Raw genomic sequence first — 24,025 nt, 5'->3', positions numbered from 1 at the left:
ATATTATTTAATTATGAAGATCAATTTACCGGAAAATGCAAAAACAATATTAGATACGATACACGAAGCTGGATTTGAGGCCTACGTAGTAGGAGGCTGTGTAAGGGATGCAGTTCTTGGAAGAGTGCCTGGGGACTGGGACATCACAACAAATGCAGTTCCGGAAGATATAAAAAAGCTCTTTAAAAGAACCATTGATACAGGAATTGAGCATGGAACAGTTACTGTAATGATGGGAAAAGAGGGCTACGAAGTAACAACCTACAGAATAGACGGCAAATACGAAGATAACAGACACCCAAGTGAAGTGACATTTACCAAGAACCTGACAGAGGACATGAAGCGTAGGGACTTCACCATAAACGCCATGGCCTACAATGAAGAAGAGGGTCTGATTGACAGATTTGGAGGCCTGGAGGACATTGAGCTGGGGCTTATAAGGTGTGTCGGAAATCCCTACGAAAGATTTTCCGAGGATGCTCTCAGGATAATGAGAGCCATCAGATTCTCGGCGCAGCTTGGCTATGAAATTGAGGAGCAGACCATAGAAGCCATAAAAGAGCTATCTCCGACCCTTGAGAAAATCAGTGCTGAGAGAATTCAGGTAGAGCTTGTTAAGCTTCTTTTGTCGGAGCATCCTGATAAACTAAGGCAGGCCTATGAAATGGGAATTACAAAAGTGATTCTTCCGGAGTTTGATGCCTGCATGGAAACAGAGCAAAACAATATCCATCATGCCTTTTCAGTTGGAGAACATATCATACAGACACTGCTAAACATAAGACCTGACAGGGTTCTGAGGCTTACAATGCTGATGCATGATATGGGAAAACCTGTTACAATGACAGTAGATGAAGAGGGTGTGAGCCATTTCTACGGCCATGATCTTAAGGGAGCAGAGATGGCCAAAGATATTTTCAGAAGGCTCAAGTTTGACAGAGACACAATGGACAAGGTATGTAATCTCATCAAGTACCATGATTGGAGATTTCCTGCTGATGCCAAGAATGTAAGACGAGCAATGAATAAGGTTGGCGTCGATGCTTTTCCGGATTTCATAGAAGTAAGATATGCCGACACCATGGCCCAAAGTGATTATCAAAGAGAAGAAAAGATTGCGCAGATAGAAGAAATCAGTGCAATTTATGAAGAAATCAAATCAAGAAAAGAGTGTGTGACCCTAAAAGACCTGGCCGTGAACGGAAGCGACCTGATAGGCAAGGGAGTTACACCCGGGAAGAAAATCGGAGATGTACTTGGAAGAATGCTTTCGGATGTTATTGATAATCCGGAGCACAATTCCAAAGAGTATTTGCTAGAGCCGGAGCGCCTAAGTACTTTTTTGAAGGATCAATGAGGGGTAAGATCGTGAAAAAGACAAATCTGATAATGAAGGCATTTGTAGCTCTTTTGCTTTCAGTAATACTGGTAGCTTTATCACCGGCTTCATGTATAGCCAGTGAGGACAACTCAGGAAAAATCAATATTTCACTTCTTGGTAGATACGACTCTGCAGATGTGGCTGCCATAAGATCAGTAGATACCGATAAAAAGGAAATCAGATTCAGAAATCATTCTACAGGTAAGACCTACACACTTAGCTATGACAACACAAGTATGATGTATGACATCTACGGAAGCGTGCTTTCTCCAAGGCTTTTGTCTGAGGGGCAGATCGTAGAAGTTACATTTTTAAAGAGCTCCAAACATATTACGACTCTTAATGTGTCCAAAGATGCCTGGGTTATCGGAAATACCAGAGATCACGATCTTGTCAGAAATGACGGAACAGCTGTAGTTAACGGCGGCGTATACAAGATTGACCCAAGAACCCTTATCATGGCGGAGAATCAGCTGGCGCTGGCAGAGGATATTCTTTCAACGGATTCCGTGACAGTAAGCGGAATAGGAAAAGATATTTATAGTGTTGTGGTTCAGAGTGGCCACGGATATGTGAGCCTTTCCTCGGAAACAGTAGAGAACCAGAGCCTTGTGGGAGCATGGCTTGAGCTTGACAATGAAGTTATTCACAAGATTTCGCCAAACATGCTGCTTAGTGCGCCTGAGGGGGACTACACTCTCCAGATTTTGGGAAACGGCGCCAATTATCAGGATGAGGTTACTATCAGCAGAAACCAGGAAACAGTCATTGATACAAGTAATGTAACTATTTCAAGACCAAAAGAGGGTCTGGTTACGTTTGAAATTGATCCTGAAACAGCAGATGTATTTGTTGACGGTACAAGAATGCTGACAGGAGTGCCACAGTCAATACAGTACGGCTATCATAACCTCAAGATAATAGCTGACGGATACATTACACAGACCAAGTACCTTAAGGTTGGTACACCAAAGTCAGTAATCAGCATCACTCTTGAGAAAGATGAATCTGCCCAGGAGGCAAGTTCTGCCGCTTCAGAGAGCTCAACGCTTCCTCACAAGGAGTCATCTGATGCCAGCACAGTAGCTACAACCAAGGATAAAAAGGATGACAGTTCCAGATTTGCGTCAGCTTATTCGTCAGGTAAATCAGTAAGCTCCAATTCTTCAGGCAAGAGCAGTAGCAGTTCAAGTGCAACAAATCAGGTAATTGAAGGGTACAAAATATATATCGATGAGCCTAACGGAGCAGAATTGTACTTTGATGGAAATTATATCGGACTGATTCCGTGTAGTGTTACCAAGATTTCAGGCAATCACGAATTCATAGTCAAAAAAGAAGGTTATGAAACCAGAAGTTACAGGATCAACATCGACAAAGAGGAAACAAACCTTTCCTACAGACTTCCTGATATGGTCAAGATAAAGAAAGATGAAACGGAATCTGATAGCAGTAAAGACAACACTTCTTCAGATGCTTCCAAGGATTCAACTAAGGATTCGTCAAAAGAAGCCTCCACTGAGGCTCCTTCAGAAGCTTCATCGGATGCAGCATCAGAGGCATCTTCGGAACCTGCTGAAGAATCTTCATCAAAAGAAGAAAGCAGTGAAGGAAAATCTGAGGACTCGTCAGGAAGTGAGTCTTCCAAGAAGGGCACAAGCTCAGAGAGCAGTGCAGAAATAAGCGATGCTGCAAGTACAGCATCAGCATCATCAGGAGATTAGAAATGCGTTTAGACAAGTACTTAAAGGTAACAAGACTTATAAAGAGAAGAACCGTAGCCAATGAAGCATGCGATGCAGGAAGAGTAACGATAAACGGCCGTCCTGCCAAGGCTTCTGCAGAGGTGAAGGTTGGTGATAAGATCACCATCGGTTTTGGAAATAAGGATGTAAGCGTAGAGGTATTAGACATCCAGGAAACAATCCACAAAGAAGATGTAACTTCGCTGTATCGTTATATTTGACATGGATTAAAGTACTGTATTATTATAATTTTAGGAAAAAATTTAATTCTTTCTTAATTTGAGGGGTGTAACATGGCAAGCAGAGCACGCTATAAGCGTCGTCGCTTCCAAAACACGGCAGGTATTATCTGGGCTAGCATTGTAGTGCTTATCCTGGTTTCAGTGGTATCAATAAAAAGTGTCGGACTCATGAAAAAGGCCAATGAGTATCAGGTTAGAGAAGAGGCACTGGTTTCACAGATTGAACAGGAAGAGCAGAGAAGTGCAGAAATTGCCGAATTTGAGAAGTACACGCACACGCGTAAATACATAGAGGATACAGCAAGAGATAAGCTCGGACTGGTATATCCGGGAGAGATTATCTTCAAGAACGAAAACAACTAATTGTGAACATAGGCGCAGGCATCACTACGGAGGAACGTATGAAGTCTGCGCTTTGATTTTACAAGGTGATATGAATAGCTTCGAGAGTAGAGTATTAGATTTCATAAGAGCAAACAATATGATTGAACCCGGCAGTGTTGTACTGGCGGGATTTTCTGGTGGTGCGGATTCAACCGCAATGATGCTCACGCTTTGCAGCCTTAAGAATGTTCTGGATATTAAGCTGATTGCCGTTCATGTAAACCATGGAATTCGCAAGGAAGCTGAAGAGGATGAGGCTTTTGTCAGGTCTTTTTGCAAAGAACATGATATAGAGTGTTTCTTTTATCAAAAAGATATTCCTAAGCTCTCCAAAAAATGGAAGATGACAGAAGAAGAGGCAGGAAGAAGGGCAAGGTATGAAGCCTTTTTTGAAACGGCCAAGAAAAATGGTGCCTCTGTAATAGCTGTAGCACACCATCAAAATGATGTGGCAGAAACTCTTCTTATGAATCTCTTAAGAGGAAGCGGCCTTCATGGGGCAGGTGCCATCAGGCCGGTAAGAGGCAATATTATCAGGCCGTTTTTGTGCGTTAACAGAGACGAAATCGAGAAGTATTTAAGACATAAGAGACAGCTCTTTTGCCATGATAAGACCAATGATGAGAATATCCATACCAGGAACATTGTGAGAAATATTCTCATCCCAAGGATGGAAAAAGATGTAAATAAGAATGCTGTGGCGCATCTTTGCAGGGCAGCTATTGAATTTGCCAAGGCGGATGGCTATATACAAAGCGAGGCGGATGAGGTATATAAGGCCGTTGTTCATGAGAAAAAGGGTCTGGTAAAAATAGAACTTAAGGACTTCAGGGACAAGGATGATGCCATCAAATCAGCAATTATACTAAGATGTCTTGAGAGTCTTACTCCAAGCAGGAAGGATATAACTTCGGCCCATGTGGATTCGATTCTTGCGATAGCAGCAGAGACGGCCGGAACAGCTTCGATAGACCTTCCATATAATCTGGAGGCTGTAAGAAGCTACGATAGCCTGACTATCGGAACCAAGGACACAAAAAGTTCATTGAATGCAGAAAAAGAGTTTGAAATACCGTCAAATCTGGAAGTGGGCGATGAACTTAAGATAGATATTCCAAATTTAGGTATAGCACATATCAAGGTATTGCAATATAATGGTGGGAAACTATTTCCGTCCGCAAAGTATACTAAATGGTTTGATTATGATAGAATACAAAGAGCCATAATCAGGCCAAGAAAGCCGGATGACTACATCCTTTTGGAGCAGGGAGAAAGCCTTCATAAGAAAAAAATTGGCAAGCTTATGACAGATGAAAAGGTTCCCAAGGCTGTTCGGGATGAGATTTATCTTTTGACGGATGGTAGTAATGTCTTGTGGGTTCCGGGCATAAGGATGAGTGGAGCTTACAAGATAAACGATACAACGGGCAGAATATTAGAAATCAATATTGATAATGGAGGTTTTTATAATGGCTGAATCAGTTCGTGTACTACTCAAGGAAGAGGAAGTTGATAAGAGAATTCAGGAGCTTGGAGAGCAGATTTCCAGAGACTATGAAGGAAAGTCAGTTCACCTTGTATGTGTTTTGAAGGGTGGCGTATTCTTCATGTGTGAGCTTGCAAAGCGTATTACAGTTCCTGTTACCATGGATTTCATGTCAGCATCAAGCTATGGAAGCTCAACAAAATCCAGTGGAGTTGTTAAGATTGTCAAAGATCTGGATGAACCTCTTAAGGATAGAGATGTACTTATCGTAGAAGATATCGTTGATTCAGGCAGAACACTTTCATATCTTATAAAGATGCTTGGAGATAGAGGCCCTTCCAGTATCAAACTTTGCACACTTCTTGATAAGCCTGAGAGAAGAGTGACAGATGTTAAGGTTGATTACACAGGATTTGAGATTCCTGATGAGTTCGTAGTAGGTTACGGACTTGATTATGATCAGAGATATCGTAATCTTCCTTATATTGGTGTTGTTGAGTTTAATTGATCACCTTTAAAGGGGGCAATGGGGAATTTGAATAAGTCTAAAAATTTTAGCTCTATAATAATGGTTGCCATGATTTTGCTGACGTTTGTCGTGGTGATACAGTACAGCAGAAACCTGTTTTCTTCAGGTGCTGATGTTTACAATGTATCTGCTCTTGAAAGCGATATGGACCAGGATAGAGTTAAAAGCGTAATAATAATGCCGAATGCTGAGACACCAACCGGTGCGGTAAGAGTTTCGTTTAATGATGGAGCAAGTGATGTGGTTTTTTATTCCACAGATGTTACCGTGGTGGAGTCAAAGGTTAACGACAAAAAAGTAAGGCTGGAGGTCAAGGACATTCCTTCCGAGAATGTGCTGATCAATGGCATCATTCCCATAATAGTAGGCGTTGTGGTCATGGTGTTTATGTATACCATGATGATGGGAATGCAGGCCGGTGGCGGCGGAAGCTCTAAAATGCTTAACTTTGGCAAGAGCAGAGCCAAGATGTCAACCAGCGAAGAAAACAAGATAAAGCTTAATGATGTAGCCGGTCTTAAAGAGGAGAAGGAGCAGCTTGCTGAAATAATAGAATTCCTCAAGGATCCCGGCAAATTCACCAAGGTTGGAGCAAGAATTCCCAAGGGTGTACTTCTTGAGGGTGCTCCCGGTACTGGTAAGACACTTCTTGCCAAGGCTGTAGCCGGTGAGGCAGGAGTTCCGTTCTTTATTATTTCCGGTTCAGACTTTGTGGAAATGTTTGTAGGTGTCGGTGCTTCCAGAGTTAGAGATCTGTTTGCCGATGCCAAGAAGAATGCACCATGTATTATCTTCATCGATGAGATAGACGCTGTTGCAAGAAGACGTGGAACAGGTATGGGCGGTGGCCATGACGAGAGAGAGCAGACCTTGAACCAGATGCTTGTTGAGATGGACGGCTTTGGAACAAACGAAGGAATCATCGTAATGGCTGCTACTAACAGAGTAGATATTCTTGATCCTGCCATTATGAGACCCGGAAGATTTGACCGTAAGATTACAGTTGCAAGGCCTGATGTTGGCGGAAGAGAAGAGATTCTCAAGGTACACGCTCGCAATAAGCCACTTTCTGATGATGTTGATCTTAAAAAGGTTGCACAGACTACAGCCGGATTTACCGGTGCAGACCTTGAAAACCTTCTTAATGAATCAGCAATCAACGCAGCTATGGATAGCAGAGCATTTATCAAACAGGCTGATGTGGAGAAGGCCTTTATCCAGGTCGGAATAGGAACCGAGAAGAGAAGCCGTATTATTTCAGATAAAGAAAAGAAGATTACTGCTTATCATGAGGCAGGACATGCGATCCTTTTCCATGTTCTTCCAGAAGTCGGACCGGTACATACAATATCAATTATTCCTACAGGACTTGGGGCAGCAGGCTACACTATGCCACTTCCTGAAAAGGATGAAATGTTTATTACCAAGAAGAGAATGCTTGAAGATATCATGGTATCTTTAGGTGGCAGAATTGCCGAGGAGATTATCTTTGGAGATATCACAACAGGTGCATCAAGTGATATCAAGAAGGCAACTTCTGAGGCCAGAAATATGGTTACCAAGTATGGTATGTCAGAAAATCTTGGTGTGATAAATTATGATGAGAATGAGGAAGATGTATTCATCGGGTATGATATTTCTCATTCCAAGAAGCACAGCGAATTTATGGCAGGGGAAATCGATAAGGAAGTTAAGATGATTATCGATAAGTGCTATGCAAAAGCTAAGGAAATTATTCTGGGTTACGAGGATATACTTCATAGCAGTGCAAATCTGTTGATTGAAAAGGAAAAGATCGGCAGAGAAGAATTTGAAGCTCTCTTTGAGGGGAGAGACATTACCACAGATGTGGAAGTAGAATTATAATTGTTAAAAGTGCACAAAAACATACAGCTGTTTTTGACAAATTTGTGAAGTATTAGTCTTTACGAGGGTTGTGGGCGGTGCTAGTATAATATGCGTAACCCCCCAATACATTATATAGTTTTTTGCTATACCCCATAAGAAAGAAATACCTTCTCTAAAAAGACAGCATCGTAGCTGTCTTTTTTGCATGTATAGGAAAGAGAATGAATACAAAAGCTTTATTTCATGATATGACCCTGGACTATTTAAGACCAGCGGAACCTGATAAAAATAGAAAAACACAGGTCAGATTCAGATGTTCAAAGGAAGATGACGTTGATGTCACACTCGTTTGGGGAAACGATCGTGTGACAATGCGCCGCAGTGAAAAGGATGGCGAATTTGTGTACTTTGACGCAAGTGTTAAGACAGGAAGTGAAGCAGTTCCTTATTTCTTCGAGATAAAAGCTCAGGATGGTAACTGGACATTCTATGACAAAAGAGGCTGTTGCAGAACTATCCTTGATAGCATGAAGTTTAAGATATTCCCTGGATTTTTCACTCCAAACTGGGCTAAAGGCGCAGTAATGTATCAGATTTTTGTTGATAGATTCTGTAACGGTGATAAATCCAACGATGTTCAGACCGGTGAGTATTACTATAACGGACACAAGAGTGTTCAGGTAGAAAACTGGGATCAGTATCCGGATGCTTATTGGGATTTTGGAGAGTTCTACGGCGGAGATCTTCAGGGAGTACTGGATAAGCTTGATTATCTTCAGGACTTAGGAATAGATGTAATCTATTTTAACCCTATATTTGTATCACCTTCATCTCATAAGTATGATACTCAGGATTATGATCATATCGATCCTCATTTTGGTGTAATAATCGAGGACGAGGGAGAGCTTAACCAGGATAACCAGGACAACTCAAAGTCCACCAAGTATATTAGCCGCGTTACCAGTAAGAAGAATCTTGAAGCCAGTGATGCGCTGTTTGCCAAACTTGTAGAGGAAGCTCACAAGAGAGGCATTAAGGTTATCCTCGACGGAGTATTTAATCACTGTGGTTCATTTAATAAGTGGCTTGATAAAGAGCGTATTTATGAGAATTCCAAGGGTTACGAAAAGGGAGCTTATGTTTCCGGTGAGAGTCCCTATAGAGAATTTTTCTCATTTAACGGAGGAAATTGGCCATATAATTTAAATTATGACGGTTGGTGGGGATATGATACTCTTCCCAAGTTGAACTACGAAGGATCCAAGGAGCTGGAGGAGTATATCCTCAGAATCGGACGTAAATGGGTATCTGCGCCTTATAATGCAGACGGTTGGAGACTTGATGTGGCAGCAGACCTTGGCCATTCAAGAGAATACAACCATTACTTCTGGAAAAGATTCAGAACAGAAGTTAAAAAAGCTAATCCGGAAGCAATCATCCTGGCAGAGCATTACGGTCCTGCAGGAGAATGGCTTCAGGGCGGTGAGTGGGATACAGTCATGAACTATGACGCGTTCATGGAGCCCCTTACCTGGTTCCTTACAGGTATGGAGAAGCATTCTGATGAATTCCAGCCCCAGAGAATAGGAAATGCCAGAGAGTTTTTTGATACCATGGCATATTGCGGCGGCGAGAACTTCAGCATGTCTTCGCTTTATACAGCAATGAACGAGCTCTCTAACCATGATCACTCAAGATTTATTACCAGAACCTCTCAGAAGGTTGGCAGAAGCAGCAATCTTATGCCTCAGTCAGCTGAGACCGGTATTAATAAGGGCGTGATGAGAGAAGCTGTAATTGTTCAGATGACATGGCCCGGAGCACCTACCATTTACTATGGAGATGAGGCCGGAGTATGCGGCTTTACAGATCCTGATAACAGAAGAACCTATCCATGGGGACATGAAGACAAGGAAATGATTGCTTTCCACAAGGCTATGATAGCAATCCACAAATCCTGTCCTGAGCTTATCAGCGGATCAATCAGAGAACTGCTTGCAGATAATAATTTCATTGCCTACGGCAGATTTAACAGAACTGCGGCTGTTATAGTCGCAATTAACAATAACGACTTTGAAGTAACCAAGGAAATAGAGGTTTGGCCTACAGGAATTCCTCGTGATACCAAACTTAGCAACTTGATTACTTCTGATTACACCGGCTATACTTCTGACGGCTCATCAGTAAGGGTCAAGGATGGTGTGCTTACACTTACACTTTCCAGAAGATCCGGAACCGTGCTCAGATATAACAGCTTTGCACCGGTATCAGATGATGAATTCTGGGCTGATAACTACTTTGATTTTGGCTGATGCTTGTGAAATGATTAACTTTATTTTTTTACCCAAGGAGTATATAATGGATTTAACCATCAATACTACATAAACAAGGGAGAAAAACAATGTTAGTATCCGCAAGAGACATGCTTGTAAAAGCAAAAGAAGGCCACTATGCAGTAGGCCAGTTCAACATTAACAACCTGGAGTGGACTAAGTCAGTACTTCTTACAGCACAGGAACTTCAGTCCCCAGTTATCCTCGGTGTTTCTGAGGGCGCTGGTAAATATATGACAGGTTTCACAACAGTAGCAGCTATGGTTAAGGCTATGGACGAGAGCCTTGGAATCACTGTTCCTGTTGCACTTCACCTTGACCACGGTACATACGAAGGATGCTACAAGTGTATCAAGGCTGGTTTCACATCTATCATGTTTGATGGATCACACTACAACATCGAGGAGAACGTTGCTAAGACATCTGAGCTTGTTAACGTATCTCATCAGCTTGGTCTTTCTATCGAGGCTGAGGTTGGTTCAATCGGCGGCGAGGAAGACGGCGTTGTTGGTATGGGCGAGTGCGCTGATCCAGACGAGTGCAAGAGAATCGCTGATCTTGGCGTAGATATGCTTGCAGCTGGTATCGGTAACATCCATGGTAAGTATCCAGAGGGATGGCCAGGACTTAGATTCGACGTTCTTGATGCTATCCAGCAGAAGACAGGAGCTATGCCTCTCGTACTTCACGGCGGCACAGGTATTCCTGCAGACATGATCAAGAAGGCTATCACACTTGGCGTATCCAAGATTAACGTTAATACAGAGTGTCAGCTTTCATTTGCTGATGCAACTCGTAAATATGTTGAGGCTGGTAAGGATCTTGAAGGAAAGGGCTTTGACCCTCGTAAGCTTCTTGCTCCAGGTGCTGAAGCTATCAAGGCTACAGTTAAGGAGAAGATGGAACTCTTCGGATCAGTTGGCAAGGCTTGATGCGATTTGTTTTAGGAGTAAATTGGGGCGAGGCCGTAAGGCTTCGCCCTTTGCTGTTTATATATCTATATTTGTTATGGGGGAATACCAATGAACAACGAACTAACAAGAAAAGACATCGAGGATATGGAGGCAGAGATCGAACACCGCAAGGTTGTGGTGAGAAAAGAGCTGCTTGAGCATGTAAAAGAGGCTCGTGCTCAGGGAGATCTTTCTGAGAATTTCGAGTATTATGCTGCCAAGAAGGCCAAAAACCAGAATGAGAGCAGAATCAGATTTCTGGAGAGAATGATCAAGACTGCTAAAGTTATTGATGATAATACTACAGAAGATCAAGTAGGAATGAACAAGTCAGTAACTGTCCGCATCGAGGAAGATGGCAGCGAGGAAACCTATAAAATTGTCACAACCATGAGGCAGAATTCCCTGAAAGGCCTTATCAGCATTGAATCTCCCCTTGGTAAACAATTACTTGGACATAAGGTAGGTGACCGTGTTAATATTAAAGTAAGCGATAATTTTAGTTATGAAATAACGATAATGAAAATTGAGAACACAGGGCTGACAGAGGAAGACAAAATAAGAGATTTCTAATGCTTTTACAGCTTAGCGGAGGTGCTTATGCGAGTATTCCAGGACTTTAATCCAGAAGAAGTTGAGACTGGTTCTTTTACTTTCGGAGGAAAAAAATTCCTTGTAACAGCGGGAGATGGTAGCAGGGTTAATACTGCGGTTACGCGTAACGGCGGTGTTGGTCAGATGTGGGGAAAGCGAGTTACCTTTATCTGTGTTAGGAAGAACAGATATACAAGAGAAATCATTGACGCTGCAGGGGAATATTCGCTTAATTTCATCGATAATGATGAATATCGCGGCGCGATAAAATACCTGGAAGCCGTATCCGGTAAAGACGAGGATAAAATCAAAGGGGCAAGGCTTAATATCGGATACTATGAGGGGGTTCCGCTTATAGAAGAAGCCAGCAATGCTATTGTATGTAACGTCATCTATAAGAAAGAAATCGGTAAGGATGGATTTGTAGACACATACACTCCGGATGCTTTACCGAAGGATTTCGAGGATTACATAATATACGTGGGGGAGATAAAGAAGGTATTAATTAGATAACAATAGTGCAAATGTGCTTATGAGGGGCATATGAGAACTAAAGAGTTTAAGAATATCTTTTCTATCTTACTTAGTTTGATTCTTTTATCAATAGGCGTGTTATCCGGCTGCGCTGAGTCGGATCCACGCTCTGATGATTTTGCGCAATTATTGGAAGAATACGATAGTAGTGTAACTGATGAGTTGGATTTTTATGACCCGGTTAACACTATTCAGATTTCAGGATGGCTTGATGAATCCTGCGTAAAAAATCTTATGGCATTTCTTGCCAATCAGTACCCACAGTACAAATTTAAATACAGATATATATCAAAGGAAAGCTATGAATCTATTATTGATGCCGAGCTTTCCTCCAAGATGGCCACAGAGATTGTTATGATGACACCTACTATGGCTAAAAAGCATGCAAAAAACAGGTACATAGAGGACCTGACTTTATACTGCGATAATTTCACAGATAAGGGCAGAGAAGCTTTTATGTATGGAAACAGAATATATGCTGTACCAAGTACCAGTGATTATCAGTGCCTTTTCTACAACAAGGATTTGCTTGAGCAAAGTGGGCAAAAATTACCGATATCATATAACAGCTTTCTAGAGCTATGTGATTATATGCGTACTAATATGGATGTCAAACCTCTTTCCGCAGGACTTAAGGACTCAGATAAGGTAGCAGATACCGCCCTGGCTATATTGGCTGCCGGATATCTTAGTACTGCTCAGGGCAAAAAATTTGGAAGTCGTTTGACTTACGGACAGACAACATTTAGGGAAGAAATAAGACCGTACATGAACAAGTGGCAGGAAATGTGTATACATCGGCTGTATACCAGAGATATGTGTATTATGGATGAAGCATCTGCCATTGATGAATTTGTCTCCGGAAAAAGCTTCTTGTACCTGGGAGGACTTACAGATTATAACAGGATAAAAGAAGCTAATCCGGAAATGTGCATGGGGACCATGGCAATACCCGGTGATACTATAAGCAAATCGATGCTTATAGGTGGATGTGACTGTGGATTTGCAGTAAATATTTTTTCAAAGAATAAAACCGCTGCTATGGAAGTGGTAAAAGCAATATCCACGGAAGATGGGCAGAGAGCCCTTTGGTCTGACAGACAGGGAGGGCAGACATATTTAAAAAACGTTGTATTCGACAATCCTGATGAATTTGATGAAATCAGGGCGTTTACAAGTTCGGACAGAGTAGTAATGCCATGGAATCAGTGGGGAACAAACAGTAGTCAGATATATGAAGTGTTTGGCCGGGAATTACAGAAAGTTGTACTTGGTGAGAGGTCTATAGAAGTGGCTTTCCAGGTTATTGATGATGAGGTTAAGCAGATTTTGAGAGAAGATTAAGAGGGCCTGTTATGGTTGCTAAAGCAAGAGGAAACTGGAAATACAGCATAAAGACTCAGCTTAGAATTATTCTGGCTGTGTTAATTGTTTCGCCGATCATTATACTTGGTGTTTACATGTACTATGTTGCCAGAAAAAATCTGATACAGCAGACAGAGATTGCTATGCAAGGCAATACGGATGTTATTGCCAACGAACTTGAAAGTAGCTGCAAGAGAAAAAATGACATCATAAAGTTTTTTACCTATGAAGAGAACCTGAGAAAAACTCTTGAACATGCAAATAGTAATCCCTATGCCCTTTCAGATGAAATGAGCAGCAATATAGAGCCGTTGATTTGGTATTACCTTAGTAGTGACACCAGCATTGAATCAATTAATATCTATTCGGAGTTGATAACCCAGGATCATATTGGGGACTTTATGCATCAACCGGAAACAGAGGATGAAAAGTCCTGGTATGAACTTTGCAGAGATGAGTATAGCACCATGTGGGTTACAGATAACCATGGTGGCGTGTATGTTATGAAGGCGCTTCTGGATCTGGGAACATCTTCCAAGCTGGTTGGAGTAGTTGTAATAAAAGTAAACAACAATACCTTTTTCTCATCACTGAATAACTCCAGTTATCTGGACAATGGAATCCTTATTGTTGATAGCGATGGAAATATAGTAATTCACAAGGGAATAGCCGACAAAACGCTTGATACTGAAATATGTAAGGTCGCAAGGGGATATGGCCTTGATTTCATGAATAATGAAATTGCTGAAGGAAAGAACTATTTCCTGGCATCCTCCAAGAACTTTGAAAACTCCTGGAAGCTTTTTTACTATGTTGACAGAGCGGAAATTACAGCGGATGTATTGTCGATTTTGGCATCAGATACGGTTATAGCGATAGTTCTTTTTGCCCTGGCATTTATAGTTGCATCACTTTATGCAAGTAGATTCAGTCGCAGGATCAACAACCTCAATGACATGGCCGGTGAGATCAGAAAAGGTAACTTTAACGTTACGGATAATGACAATTATAAAGATGAAATCGGACAGCTGTCTACCGCCATGGTAGGAATGGCTGGGCAGCTAAATGCCATGGTTCAGGAAATCAATGAGCGAAATGAAAAAGACCTTCAATCCAAAGATAATGATATTCATTACAGAGAATGGCTCTTTGATTTTGTGGTTGAAAAGAACAATGATATTCTGGCGGTTCTGGATGGAGACAGCTATGCACCAAGTTTTGTAACTTCTAATGTTGAAGATGTTTTGGGAATCCCTATTTCGGATGTGAAAGCTGATATCAGAAGTATCGACAGAGCTCATGATTCACAAACTACAGATGGAATAGTTCTGGAGGATGTATTTAAGAAGTGCAGAGATACCGGAGAAGAGTTTGTTCAGGATGAGATCAAGCTTGAGAATGTTAAGACCGGTGAGCATTTGTACTACCGTGGAATTATGGTTACAACTATTGATGATGGTGGCCAGAGAACTGCTATGGCCCTTTATGACAGGACGCAAGAGATTAAGAGAAACCATCAGCTCCAGGAAGCCCTTAACGCCGCAGAGACAGCTAATAAGGCCAAGACAAGCTTCCTTGCAAATATGTCCCATGATTTCAGGACACCTATGAATGCAATCACAGGCTTTAACCTGCTTATAGACAAGCACGCAGATGAGCCTGACAAGGTAAAAGAATATACGCACAAGATCAGTCTTGCTTCTCAGAATCTGTTGTCTATGCTTAATGATGTTCTTGATATGAGTAAGATTGAGAGTGGAAAGACAACTCTTGATATCAAGGAAGTGCCAATAGGTCTTTTGCTGGAGGAAATTAATTCTGTAATCAGCTTCCAGGCCAAGAATAAGGATCAGGAATATATTGTTAAGATTGGAGATATGCAGCATGACATCTTCATGGGTGATAAGCAGAGAATCAATGAGATTCTCATGAATATCCTTGGCAATGCGGTTAAGTATACACCTGAAGGAGGAAGAATTGAGTTTACCATCAACGAGTCTCCTTCTTCTTCCGAGGGCTTCCAGAATGTAACCTTCACCGTTAAGGATAACGGTATCGGAATGAAGCCTGAGTACAAGGACAAGATATTTGATGCCTTCTCCAGAGAGGAAAAGGGCGCAACAAAGACTATTCAGGGAACAGGTCTTGGTATGGCCATTACAAAGAGCCTTGTAGAGCTCATGGGCGGAACTATCAGAGTTGAGACCGCAGAAGGAAAAGGAAGTACCTTTATTGTTAATCTGAGACTTAAAGCGGTTGAATCAGAAGTGGGCTTCTGGAAGGCTCATGGAATCTCCACAATGCTTGTTGTTAATGGGGACAAGCAGGAGGATGAAAAGCATAAAAAGGCGTTTGCTAATGAAGATATTGAGGTATCCGGAGCCTTTAGCGGCGCAGAGGCTCTTAAACTTGTTGATGAGATGGTTTCCGTTAACAAACATTTCGACTTCATCTTGATAGATGAAACTATAGACGATATGTCTGTTGTGGATTTGATAAAGAGTATCCGCGCAAGGGACAGTAAGAATAACAGCCTTATTTTTGCAGTTACTGAAAACTATGAAAAGAATGAAGATGCGATAAAGTCAGCGGGATGTAATGAAATATTACAGAAGCCTGTATTTATAACTACACTTAAGCAGGCTATAGAGGACATTACCAAGACCAAGCAGCAAGAAAGCGAAGCTCCAACAAATCCTCTTGAGGGCATGAAATTCCTTGCTGCGGAAGACAACGATATCAATGCAGATATCCTGATCGAGCTTATGGATATGTTTGGAGCAACGGTAACCAGAGGCTGCAACGGGCAGGAAGTTGTTGATCTGTTCAAACAGGCCAAGGAAGGTGACTATGACATGATCCTTATGGATATCCAGATGCCTGTTATGAATGGATATGAGGCAGCAGCTGCAATTAGAAGTATTGAAACGGATTGGGCCCAGAGAATACCGATCATTGCCATGACTGCAAATGCCTATGCCGATGATGTTCAGCTTGCCTTCGATGCCGGCATGAATGCCCATGTCACCAAGCCGCTTGATCTCAAGGTTGTTCAGAAGACCATCATGGAATTCAAGAATAAATAAGGTTTATTTTGTACGCAGAATATGAGAAAATAGGTTATTAATGGAGGTAAAAACGTGAAGGGTGTAAAAAAAGTAACTGACGGAATATATTGGATAGGCGGAAGCGACAAGAGACTGGCTCGTTTTGAGAATATCTTTCCTATTCCTGAAGGGGTTTCGTATAACAGCTATTTTATAGATGATGAAAAGACAGCTGTTTTTGATACTGCGGATATTACAGTATCAGATCAATATCTGGAAAATCTGAAAGATTGTCTTGATGGCAAAAAGCTTGATTATCTGGTTGTCCTTCATATGGAACCGGATCACTGCGCACTTATCAGTACTGTAGTAGGTCTTTTCCCTGAAGTTACACTGGTTGGAAATGCCAAGACATTTCAGATCATGGAGCAGTTCTTCCCGGAGGCAGCTGGCTTTAATAAGCTTGAAGTTAAGGAAGGAGATACTCTTTCAACCGGTAGTCATACTTTCCACTTTGTGACAGCCCCTATGGTACACTGGCCGGAGGTTTTGTTTGCTTATGATGAAAGCAGCAAGGCTCTTTTGTGTGCTGATGCCTTTGGAACCTTTGGAGCACTTGATGGCGGACTGTTTGCGGATGATTATGATTTCGAGAAGGAATTCCTTGATTCTGCAAGACGTTATTATGCAAATATTGTGGGAAAATACGGAATGCAGGTTCAGGCTGTTCTTAAAAAGGCTCAGGGTCTGGATATACAGATGCTGCTTCCTTTGCATGGCCCGGTTTGGAGAAAGGATATTGCCTGGTTCATTGATAAGTACCAGAAGTGGAGCACCTATGAGCCGGAGACAGATGATATTGCCGTTATTTACGGAAGCTTGTACGGACATACTGCAAGTGCTGCTATGGCTGTTGCTTCCAGCTTAATGGGCAAGACAAAAGACCGTGTTAAGGTGTATGATGTATCAGGTACGGATGTGTCCTATCTTATTGGAGAGGTTTGGCGCTGCAAGAAGCTTGTACTTATGTGCCCGACTTATAATAATGGAATTTATCCTCCAATGGAGAGTTTTATAAGCGACATGGCTGCTCTTGGGGTTCAGAACAGAATTTTTGCGATGGCACAGAACGGAACATGGGCTCCTGCCACGGTTAAACTTATGACAGAAAAACTTCAGTCATTTAAAAACGTGACAATTCTCGAAGAGAGTCTTACAATAAAAAGTGCACTTCATAAAAAAGATACTGAGAGCCTTGAGGCATTTACGGATGCCATTGTAAAGGCGTAATAAGATTATTTTTGGAGGTTGAGTGTGAAAAAGAGTACAAGTGTGATTAAGAAGATTGTCGCTATAGTTACTATGGCGGCTACGATAGCATGCGGCGTTAAGACAGCCCATGTTGTAACTGATAATGCGGGGGTTATTTCAGAAGCTGCCGGAAGACCGGTTAAGTTCAATTCCTGTGTGATCCAGGGCGGAAACATTGTTGCTAATGTTTCCTGCAGCTCAGTACCGGCTTCTGATGATGGTTTGTTTTATCTGTATGCAGATGAAGTATATCAGGATGGAACAACAGGAAAGGTAGTTGCTACTGCCCAGAGAGGCACAAGCGCTACATTCTCTTTCCCTCTTGGATATAATTCAGCTGAATCTAATCTTTCCAGAAAGTTTTTGGTTGCTGTAAAGAGCGGTGGATCTATGATCCAGGTAAGTGATGAGCATTACATCACTAACCCTGAAGGAAATGCTTACAAGACAGTTGCCAGAAATGATCATGGTATCAAGGGAATTCTTCCTACAAACGCTGACGCAGCTACATTCAAGGATCTTGGTGTTGCTCAGATGGTTTATAACCTGTACATGGGCGATATCGTTTGTGATGCGACAGTTCCGGGAGCAATCCTTTTTAATTACAACGGAACAGATTACTATTTCAACCCAACAACACTTGGTCAGTATGATGCATTTGTTCGTTGGTGCCATTTAAGCGGTTTCCAGCTTACAATGACAATCCTTAACAACAAGACTGCTGCAGGTGCAGATCTTATCCATCCACTTGCTAGAGATTCTCATGTTTGCCCTGGTTATGCCATGAACACTAAGGAAGATGGCGGTACACAGCACCTTAAGGCTATCGCAGCATTCCTTGCTATGAGATATTCAGGCGGCGCTTACGGAACCATTGATAACTGGGTAATCGGTAATGAGGTTAATGCCAGAACAGAGTGGTACTACATGAGCTCAACAAACCTTGAGCTTAATGTAAGTGAGTATGTTAAGGCTTTCCGTATTTTCTACAACGAGATCAAGGCAGTTAATGCCAATGCCAAGGTTTACAATTCAATCGACCAGGAATGGCAGAGAAAATCTAATCCGGGATGTTCTCTTTCCAAGGACTTCCTTGATAGGTTCAACTACTACATGACAAGAGAAGGTAACGTTGACTGGGGACTTTCAATTCATCCTTACAACGCTCCTTTGTATGATCCATACACATGGAAACAGCAGTCACAGTACGTTAGTAATAACGTAACAAGTAAATATATCACAATGGAGAACCTGTACGTTCTTACAGATTATATGTGCCAGTCTTCATTCCTTAGCCCAACAGGCAAGGTTCGTGATATTTCTCTTTCAGAAATCGGATTCACATCAGATTTTGGCGAAGAGTGGCAGGCAGCTTCAGTTGCTTATGCATACACAATGGCTTCAACGAACCCATATATTAAGAGCTTTATCCTCTTTAGAGAGACAGATGATGCTCACGAGATGGAAAGCCATATCGCACAGGGTCTTAAGAACCTGGACGGAACCCACAAGATGGCATACGACTACTACAAGGCTATGGGAACCAATCAGCAGCAGACTTATGTTGCTAAGGCCTCAGCCATTATCGGTTACGACATCAATTCACTGGTTGCTAACCGTACATTCCTTTCTAGAAACGGCTGGTTTTTAAATGACTAATTTAGATAAAGAGTTAGAAACACTTAATAAGATTACAAATATGCAAAAGGATTTGCTGGGCAGTATTTACGGAGATTTCTTTTCTGCTTCCTCAAACAATACAATGGCAAATGATAAGTCTTTTGCCAAGGATCCTGAGAAGCTTGAACAGGAAAAGAAAATAGAAGAGAAAGCAGATTCTCTCGGAGATGCTATAGAGAATGCAAATGCAGCTCTTGGCGAGGCCAAGAACCTGATTGCTGCAGACCCTAATATCAAGTCTGCAGAGGCCAAGGAAGAGCCACAGGAGCCTGAAGAGGATCCGATGGAATCTCTTGATAAGCTTATCGGATTAACTTCAATCAAGGATGACGTTAAAGAACTTGCCGCTTTTGTTAAGGTTCAGAAGGCCAGAAAAGATCAGGGACTTAAGTCTGTTCCTGTATCACTTCACCTTGTATTTACAGGTAACCCGGGAACAGGTAAGACTACAGTAGCAAGAATTATTGCAAGAATTTACAAGCAGATAGGAGTGTTGTCCAAGGGTCAGCTGGTTGAAGTTGACAGATCAGGACTTGTTGCCGGATATGTTGGACAGACAGCTATCAAGACACAGGAGCAGATCAAGAAGGCTAAGGGCGGAGTTCTTTTCATTGATGAGGCATATGCTCTTTCCCAGAAAGATGATGCCTTTGGTCAGGAGGCTATTGATACAATCCTCAAGGCTATGGAAGATAACAGAGATGACTTTGTTGTAATTGTTGCCGGATACACAGAGTCTATGAAGAAGTTCATAGAATCTAACCCGGGACTGAAGTCCAGATTCAACAAGTACATCGAGTTCCCTGACTACAGCATTGATGAGCTTGAAGAAATCTTCTACATGAACTGCAATAAGTACGACTACAAGGTTGATGAGGAAGTTAAGCATCAGATCAGAGCACTTATTACAGCCAAGAAGCTTGAGAACATCGATAATTTTGCTAACGCAAGAGAAATCAGAAACCTCTTTGAGGAGATCATTACCAACCAGGCAAGAAGAATCTCAACTCTTGAGAATCCTTCTGGAGATGATATGATGACTATCCTTCGTGAGGACCTTGAGGATCTGTCAGTTCTAGCAGGTACCAAGGATCAGGGAGAGACTGATAAGCCATCTGATACAGAAGCAGAGGCAAAAGAGTCTGAAGAAAAAGGCGAAGAAGAAAAAGCAGAGCCTGAAGAAGTATAAGCTTGTAAAAGAATAGAAATATTGTTATAATCGATAATGCTTGCGGACAGCACTGCAAGCATTATCAGTTTATCGAGGCGTGGCTCAGTTTGGTAGAGCGCTGCGTTCGGGACGCAGAGGTCGCAAGTTCGAATCTTGTCGCCTCGACTATAGATGATGAAGGAAACTCAGTTGTTCGAAAATATCGAATAACTGAGTTTTTCATTTTTTCTTAATAAATTCTTGTGCATTCCTTGGGGTATAATACATATAGGCATTTAGGCGTTGTATGGGGGGAGCAATGAATTTTCTTAGCAAAAAGCAGAGAAGACAGGTCACAATAGTAAGTCTTATCTACATTTCAATGATTTTCTTATGTTGTCAGTTTCTCTTTATAAGAGGAATCTCTAATCTAATTCCTATTTATATTTTTAATATCTCCGGCGATATATTCGGAATGGTAATGGGGTATCTGGTTTTTGTCTGTTGCATAATTGATGTACAGAAAAATGGCACAGACCATAGATATTTCCTGTATCTTCTAAATGCGGCTTATATGGGCCTGTTTACAGATGCTGTTGCGTGGCTTGTGGACGGAGTAGAGGGGCTCAGGGTAGTCAATATTATCGACAATACCCTTTATTATATGTGTGCTCCGGCTGAAGCCTGCTTTTTCTGGCTGTATACCATGAACTATCTCAAGATAAACAAAGGCGTGATCCAAAAGTTTGGAAAGATAATTCAGATAGGGTTCCTAATATCTATTGGAATGAGAATCCTGAATCTTGTGACAGGATGGTACTTTATAGTAGATGCTCAAGATATTTACCATAGACAGCCGCTCTATCCGGTATCCATGTTGTATCCGCTTATTACCTTGATTGGCGCACTGATTGCCGTTGGAATCAAACGAAAACAATTGCAGACATATCAGATGGTGGTTTTTGTGATCTATGCTTTTGCACCTATGATTGTGGGAATCATGACACTGGCTGTTTATGGGCTGAGCCTTAGTGCGGGTGTGGTAATGCTTGACGTACTCCTCATGTACTGCGTTTTGAACGTTGCTCAGGGAAAAGAAAAAGCTGTTGCCGACAGAGATCTGACACTGGCCGCAGACATTCAGGAGAATATCCTTCCCAAGACCTTCCCTTATCTTCCGGAGAGAAAAGAGTTTGATCTTTACGCCACAATGAATCCTGCAAAAGAGGTTGGCGGCGACTTCTACGACTTTTTCATGGTGGATGATGATCATATAGCCCTTGTTATGGCGGATGTTTCCGGAAAGGGAATACCGGCGGCTTTATTTATGATGGTTGCCAGGACACTCATAAGAAACAGAGTACTGATTGGAGACAGTCCCGCAAAGGCGCTGGAAAGCGTGAACAATCAGCTTTGTGAAGGAAATAAGGCCGAGCTTTTCGTTACAGTATGGCTGGCGGTTATATCTCTTTCAACAGGCAAGGGTGTGGCGGTAAATGCAGGCCATGAGCATCCTGTAATAAGAAGAGCAGATGGGAATTACGAGCTTGTAACCTATAAGCATTCACCGGCTGTGGCAACTATAGAGGGAATACCTTTTAGAGAGCATGAATTCCAGCTTAATCCAGGGGACAGCCTTTTTGTTTACACTGACGGTGTTCCTGAGGCAACAAATAACGAGAATGTTCTCTTTGGAACTGAGAGAATGATGGAATCTCTTAATAAAGACCCTGATGCAAAACCGGAGACAGTACTTGGCAACATGACAAAATCAATTGAAGCATTCGTGGGAGATGCCAAACAGTTTGATGATATCACCATGCTGGGCATGAAATACTTTGGACCATAAAAATAATCCTGATACCGATTTGATGATTGGTATCAGGATTTTCTTTATTTCTTATAAATGCTGTAGCTGTCTGTATGTACAAGCTCTGTCATGTTGCCTTTGACATAGTCTTCCATGTCCTTGCTGTAGCCGTATAGTACAGGCCAGGTCGGAACCTCATTTGAAGGATCGCTAAACTCAGGACCGGTCATAACGAAATCAGCGGCTTCTAAGGCGTAAACCTCATTAGGGGTCACATCGTAGTAAAATTTCAGGACATATTTCTGGAAATCATCGGCGTAAAAGATATTGTCGATATCGGTAGGATTATCCATCTTAGCCAGAGCAGCCTGAATATCATTTTCTCTCGTTGCAAGAGGGCTTCTGTAAAATGGACTAACGCAGTTTATTACTGTGATCAATATCGTACAACCAGCGAGCACATAGCCGCATCTGATAAGGAGCGAATCTCTCTTAATAAGCTCAAGAGCCTGATTCAGCATGTATACCAGTCCTATAAAAAGAAATACCGCCAAAAAACTCAGGACTCTGAGATAAGGGTGGACACTCTGAACAATAAGCATTATTGGAACAAGGATAAGTCCGCAGCTGATAAACAGGCTAAGGAAAAAGTTCTCCCTATGTCTTATAAGCATTATCAGTGATATTACTGAAAGTATCGCTACAGCGATATAGAGGATAAATACAGCTAAGCCGGCCCTGTCATAGAAGTTACCCAAAAGAGATATGAAGTACTCGGGCATTGTTCTGATACATTCAAACCTGTCTATGCTTTGAATGTATGGTGTTGCCAGCATGTAGTCGATACCGGTTTTGGCAGCAAGGAAAGGCGCTTTGAGGATTATTTTAACCTGTGAAATCCCATAAAAGGAACTGGATGCGTCTTTGCTAACAAGATTTGCTCCGATGGCCAGCCATATCAGCATGTATAAAAAGAGTGTGGCCAAGGCTGCGATGATGCCTGATAAAACAAGATGCCAGAGGTCTCGGTATCTCTTTTGAATAAGGAGATACAGACCTCCTGTTATGCAAACCGGTATTACCCAGTAAATTGAGCTTGGAACAATGTAAAGTCCAAAGGTGAGGGCAGCAGCAAAGAAAAAGTAATTCTTGATTCTGCAGTCTCCGAGGGCAACTCTGTATGCGGCGAGAATCGCTACCAAAAGGCAGGTGGTGGAAAGGGTATAGCCTCTTCCCTGAAACGCGAGTCTGAAAACCAGATATGTTCCGGCATAGAGAGCTGTAGCAGCTACCGAGTACCATTTATTCATGAACTTATAAGAAAGCTTGTAGATCAGTATCAGATTGGCAATTGCGGCAATACAGGAAATACCGCGAAGGCCAATGTATGGATTACCCAAATAATCAAGGAATGCTGATACAACAGAATATCCTACGTGGTTATTGGGAACAGGCCAGTGAATCGCTGCATAAATCGGCCCCCTGCTAATGAAGTAGTAGTAGGTATAAAGCTCGTCATACCAAGGCTTATTGGTAAACATGTTGTAAATATAGACTACAGCCATGAATAGGATGAGCACTGCGGCTACAATGTGTTCTTTTATAAAATCCGGTGAAAATTTCTTGGTCATCA

Annotated in this window: 18 protein-coding genes and 1 tRNA gene; 18 read left to right on the top strand and 1 reads right to left on the bottom strand. The window is 41.9% G+C overall.

From position 1 onward, the window contains the following. The first annotated feature begins 13 nt into the window (after positions 1-13). The 18 genes from G613_RS0103525 to G613_RS18420 all read left to right on the top strand — a co-directional run bounded on the left by G613_RS0103525 (position 14) and on the right by G613_RS18420 (position 22,431). Positions 14-1,357, top strand: a complete 1,344-nt coding sequence (locus G613_RS0103525; protein WP_029231341.1) for a CCA tRNA nucleotidyltransferase — start codon at positions 14-16, stop codon at positions 1,355-1,357. Between the two features lie 11 nt (positions 1,358-1,368). Further along, positions 1,369-3,105 carry a PEGA domain-containing protein gene (locus tag G613_RS0103520; RefSeq protein ID WP_196805033.1) on the top strand — a complete coding sequence of 579 codons (1,737 nt, stop codon included), beginning with the start codon at positions 1,369-1,371 and terminating at the stop codon, positions 3,103-3,105. 2 nt (positions 3,106-3,107) lie between these two features. Continuing rightward, a complete protein-coding gene (locus G613_RS0103515) occupies positions 3,108-3,347 on the top strand; it encodes an RNA-binding S4 domain-containing protein (RefSeq protein WP_029231339.1) in 240 nt (79 codons plus the stop codon). Between the two features lie 72 nt (positions 3,348-3,419). Next, a complete protein-coding gene (locus tag G613_RS0103510; protein WP_029231338.1) occupies positions 3,420-3,731 on the top strand; it encodes a septum formation initiator family protein in 312 nt (103 codons plus the stop codon). Positions 3,732-3,849: 118 nt separating this feature from the next. Continuing rightward, positions 3,850-5,229, top strand: a complete 1,380-nt coding sequence (tilS, locus tag G613_RS0103505) for a tRNA lysidine(34) synthetase TilS (RefSeq protein ID WP_029231337.1) — start codon at positions 3,850-3,852, stop codon at positions 5,227-5,229. After that, the gene (gene hpt, locus G613_RS0103500; protein WP_029231336.1) at positions 5,222-5,746 is read left to right on the top strand and encodes a hypoxanthine phosphoribosyltransferase; all 525 of its coding nucleotides are present in this window, start codon (positions 5,222-5,224) and stop codon (positions 5,744-5,746) included. The genes tilS and hpt overlap by 8 nt, the downstream gene beginning before the upstream one ends. 18 nt (positions 5,747-5,764) lie before the next feature. Then, positions 5,765-7,633: an ATP-dependent zinc metalloprotease FtsH gene (gene ftsH, locus G613_RS0103495; RefSeq protein ID WP_051151024.1), complete on the top strand. Its 1,869-nt coding sequence runs from the start codon at positions 5,765-5,767 to the stop codon at positions 7,631-7,633. A 203-nt stretch (positions 7,634-7,836) separates the two neighbouring features. Beyond that, positions 7,837-9,927, top strand: a complete 2,091-nt coding sequence (locus tag G613_RS0103490) for an alpha-glycosidase (RefSeq protein WP_029231334.1) — start codon at positions 7,837-7,839, stop codon at positions 9,925-9,927. A gap of 89 nt (positions 9,928-10,016) precedes the next feature. Next, positions 10,017-10,880, top strand: coding sequence for a class II fructose-1,6-bisphosphate aldolase (gene fba, locus G613_RS0103485; protein WP_029231333.1), 864 nt, complete (start codon positions 10,017-10,019; stop codon positions 10,878-10,880). Between the two features lie 90 nt (positions 10,881-10,970). Continuing rightward, positions 10,971-11,474, top strand: a complete 504-nt coding sequence (gene greA / locus G613_RS0103480) for a transcription elongation factor GreA (RefSeq protein WP_029231332.1) — start codon at positions 10,971-10,973, stop codon at positions 11,472-11,474. A 27-nt stretch (positions 11,475-11,501) separates the two neighbouring features. Next, positions 11,502-12,008: a flavin reductase gene (locus G613_RS0103475; RefSeq protein WP_029231331.1), complete on the top strand. Its 507-nt coding sequence runs from the start codon at positions 11,502-11,504 to the stop codon at positions 12,006-12,008. A gap of 30 nt (positions 12,009-12,038) precedes the next feature. After that, complete coding sequence (locus G613_RS0103470) at positions 12,039-13,373, top strand: ABC transporter substrate-binding protein (protein WP_029231330.1); 1,335 nt, start codon at positions 12,039-12,041, stop codon at positions 13,371-13,373. Positions 13,374-13,384: 11 nt separating this feature from the next. Further along, on the top strand, positions 13,385-16,480 hold the full coding sequence (locus G613_RS18425) for an ATP-binding protein (protein WP_029231329.1): 3,096 nt from the start codon (positions 13,385-13,387) through the stop codon (positions 16,478-16,480). A gap of 54 nt (positions 16,481-16,534) precedes the next feature. Then, the gene (locus G613_RS0103460; protein ID WP_029231328.1) at positions 16,535-17,731 is read left to right on the top strand and encodes an FprA family A-type flavoprotein; all 1,197 of its coding nucleotides are present in this window, start codon (positions 16,535-16,537) and stop codon (positions 17,729-17,731) included. Positions 17,732-17,755: 24 nt separating this feature from the next. Continuing rightward, complete coding sequence (locus G613_RS0103455; protein ID WP_029231327.1) at positions 17,756-19,411, top strand: DUF5722 domain-containing protein; 1,656 nt, start codon at positions 17,756-17,758, stop codon at positions 19,409-19,411. Then, positions 19,404-20,621 (top strand): AAA family ATPase, encoded by a 1,218-nt coding sequence (locus G613_RS17830; RefSeq protein ID WP_029231326.1) that lies wholly within the window; start codon positions 19,404-19,406, stop codon positions 20,619-20,621. Before G613_RS0103455 ends, G613_RS17830 begins: the two co-directional genes overlap by 8 nt. Before the next feature lie 73 nt (positions 20,622-20,694). Next, positions 20,695-20,768, top strand: a tRNA-Pro gene (locus tag G613_RS0103445). A 133-nt stretch (positions 20,769-20,901) separates the two neighbouring features. Further along, a complete protein-coding gene (locus tag G613_RS18420) occupies positions 20,902-22,431 on the top strand; it encodes a PP2C family protein-serine/threonine phosphatase (RefSeq protein WP_029231325.1) in 1,530 nt (509 codons plus the stop codon). A gap of 44 nt (positions 22,432-22,475) precedes the next feature. On the opposite strand, the gene G613_RS0103435 is transcribed toward G613_RS18420, so the two are convergent. Further along, positions 22,476-24,023 carry a glycosyltransferase family 39 protein gene (locus tag G613_RS0103435; RefSeq protein WP_029231324.1) on the bottom strand — a complete coding sequence of 516 codons (1,548 nt, stop codon included), beginning with the start codon at positions 24,021-24,023 and terminating at the stop codon, positions 22,476-22,478. Positions 24,024-24,025: the final 2 nt, after the last annotated feature.

Origin of the sequence: Butyrivibrio sp. VCB2006, assembly GCF_000420945.1 — a bacterium.
Classification (GTDB): Bacteria; Bacillota; Clostridia; order Lachnospirales; family Lachnospiraceae; genus Butyrivibrio.
This window is presented reverse-complemented; position numbering and strand designations above follow the sequence as displayed.

Coding starts and splice junctions, on each gene's coding strand:
- G613_RS17830 (WP_029231326.1), top strand. CDS start 19,404: ATGACTAATTTAGATAAAGAGTTAGAAACACTTAATAAGATTACAAAT.
- G613_RS0103515 (WP_029231339.1), top strand. CDS start 3,108: ATGCGTTTAGACAAGTACTTAAAGGTAACAAGACTTATAAAGAGAAGA.
- G613_RS0103525 (WP_029231341.1), top strand. CDS start 14: ATGAAGATCAATTTACCGGAAAATGCAAAAACAATATTAGATACGATA.
- fba (WP_029231333.1), top strand. CDS start 10,017: ATGTTAGTATCCGCAAGAGACATGCTTGTAAAAGCAAAAGAAGGCCAC.
- G613_RS0103475 (WP_029231331.1), top strand. CDS start 11,502: ATGCGAGTATTCCAGGACTTTAATCCAGAAGAAGTTGAGACTGGTTCT.
- G613_RS18425 (WP_029231329.1), top strand. CDS start 13,385: ATGGTTGCTAAAGCAAGAGGAAACTGGAAATACAGCATAAAGACTCAG.
- G613_RS0103510 (WP_029231338.1), top strand. CDS start 3,420: ATGGCAAGCAGAGCACGCTATAAGCGTCGTCGCTTCCAAAACACGGCA.
- G613_RS0103490 (WP_029231334.1), top strand. CDS start 7,837: ATGAATACAAAAGCTTTATTTCATGATATGACCCTGGACTATTTAAGA.
- G613_RS0103470 (WP_029231330.1), top strand. CDS start 12,039: ATGAGAACTAAAGAGTTTAAGAATATCTTTTCTATCTTACTTAGTTTG.
- greA (WP_029231332.1), top strand. CDS start 10,971: ATGAACAACGAACTAACAAGAAAAGACATCGAGGATATGGAGGCAGAG.
- tilS (WP_029231337.1), top strand. CDS start 3,850: ATGATTGAACCCGGCAGTGTTGTACTGGCGGGATTTTCTGGTGGTGCG.
- ftsH (WP_051151024.1), top strand. CDS start 5,765: ATGGGGAATTTGAATAAGTCTAAAAATTTTAGCTCTATAATAATGGTT.
- hpt (WP_029231336.1), top strand. CDS start 5,222: ATGGCTGAATCAGTTCGTGTACTACTCAAGGAAGAGGAAGTTGATAAG.
- G613_RS18420 (WP_029231325.1), top strand. CDS start 20,902: ATGAATTTTCTTAGCAAAAAGCAGAGAAGACAGGTCACAATAGTAAGT.
- G613_RS0103435 (WP_029231324.1), bottom strand. CDS start 24,023: ATGACCAAGAAATTTTCACCGGATTTTATAAAAGAACACATTGTAGCC.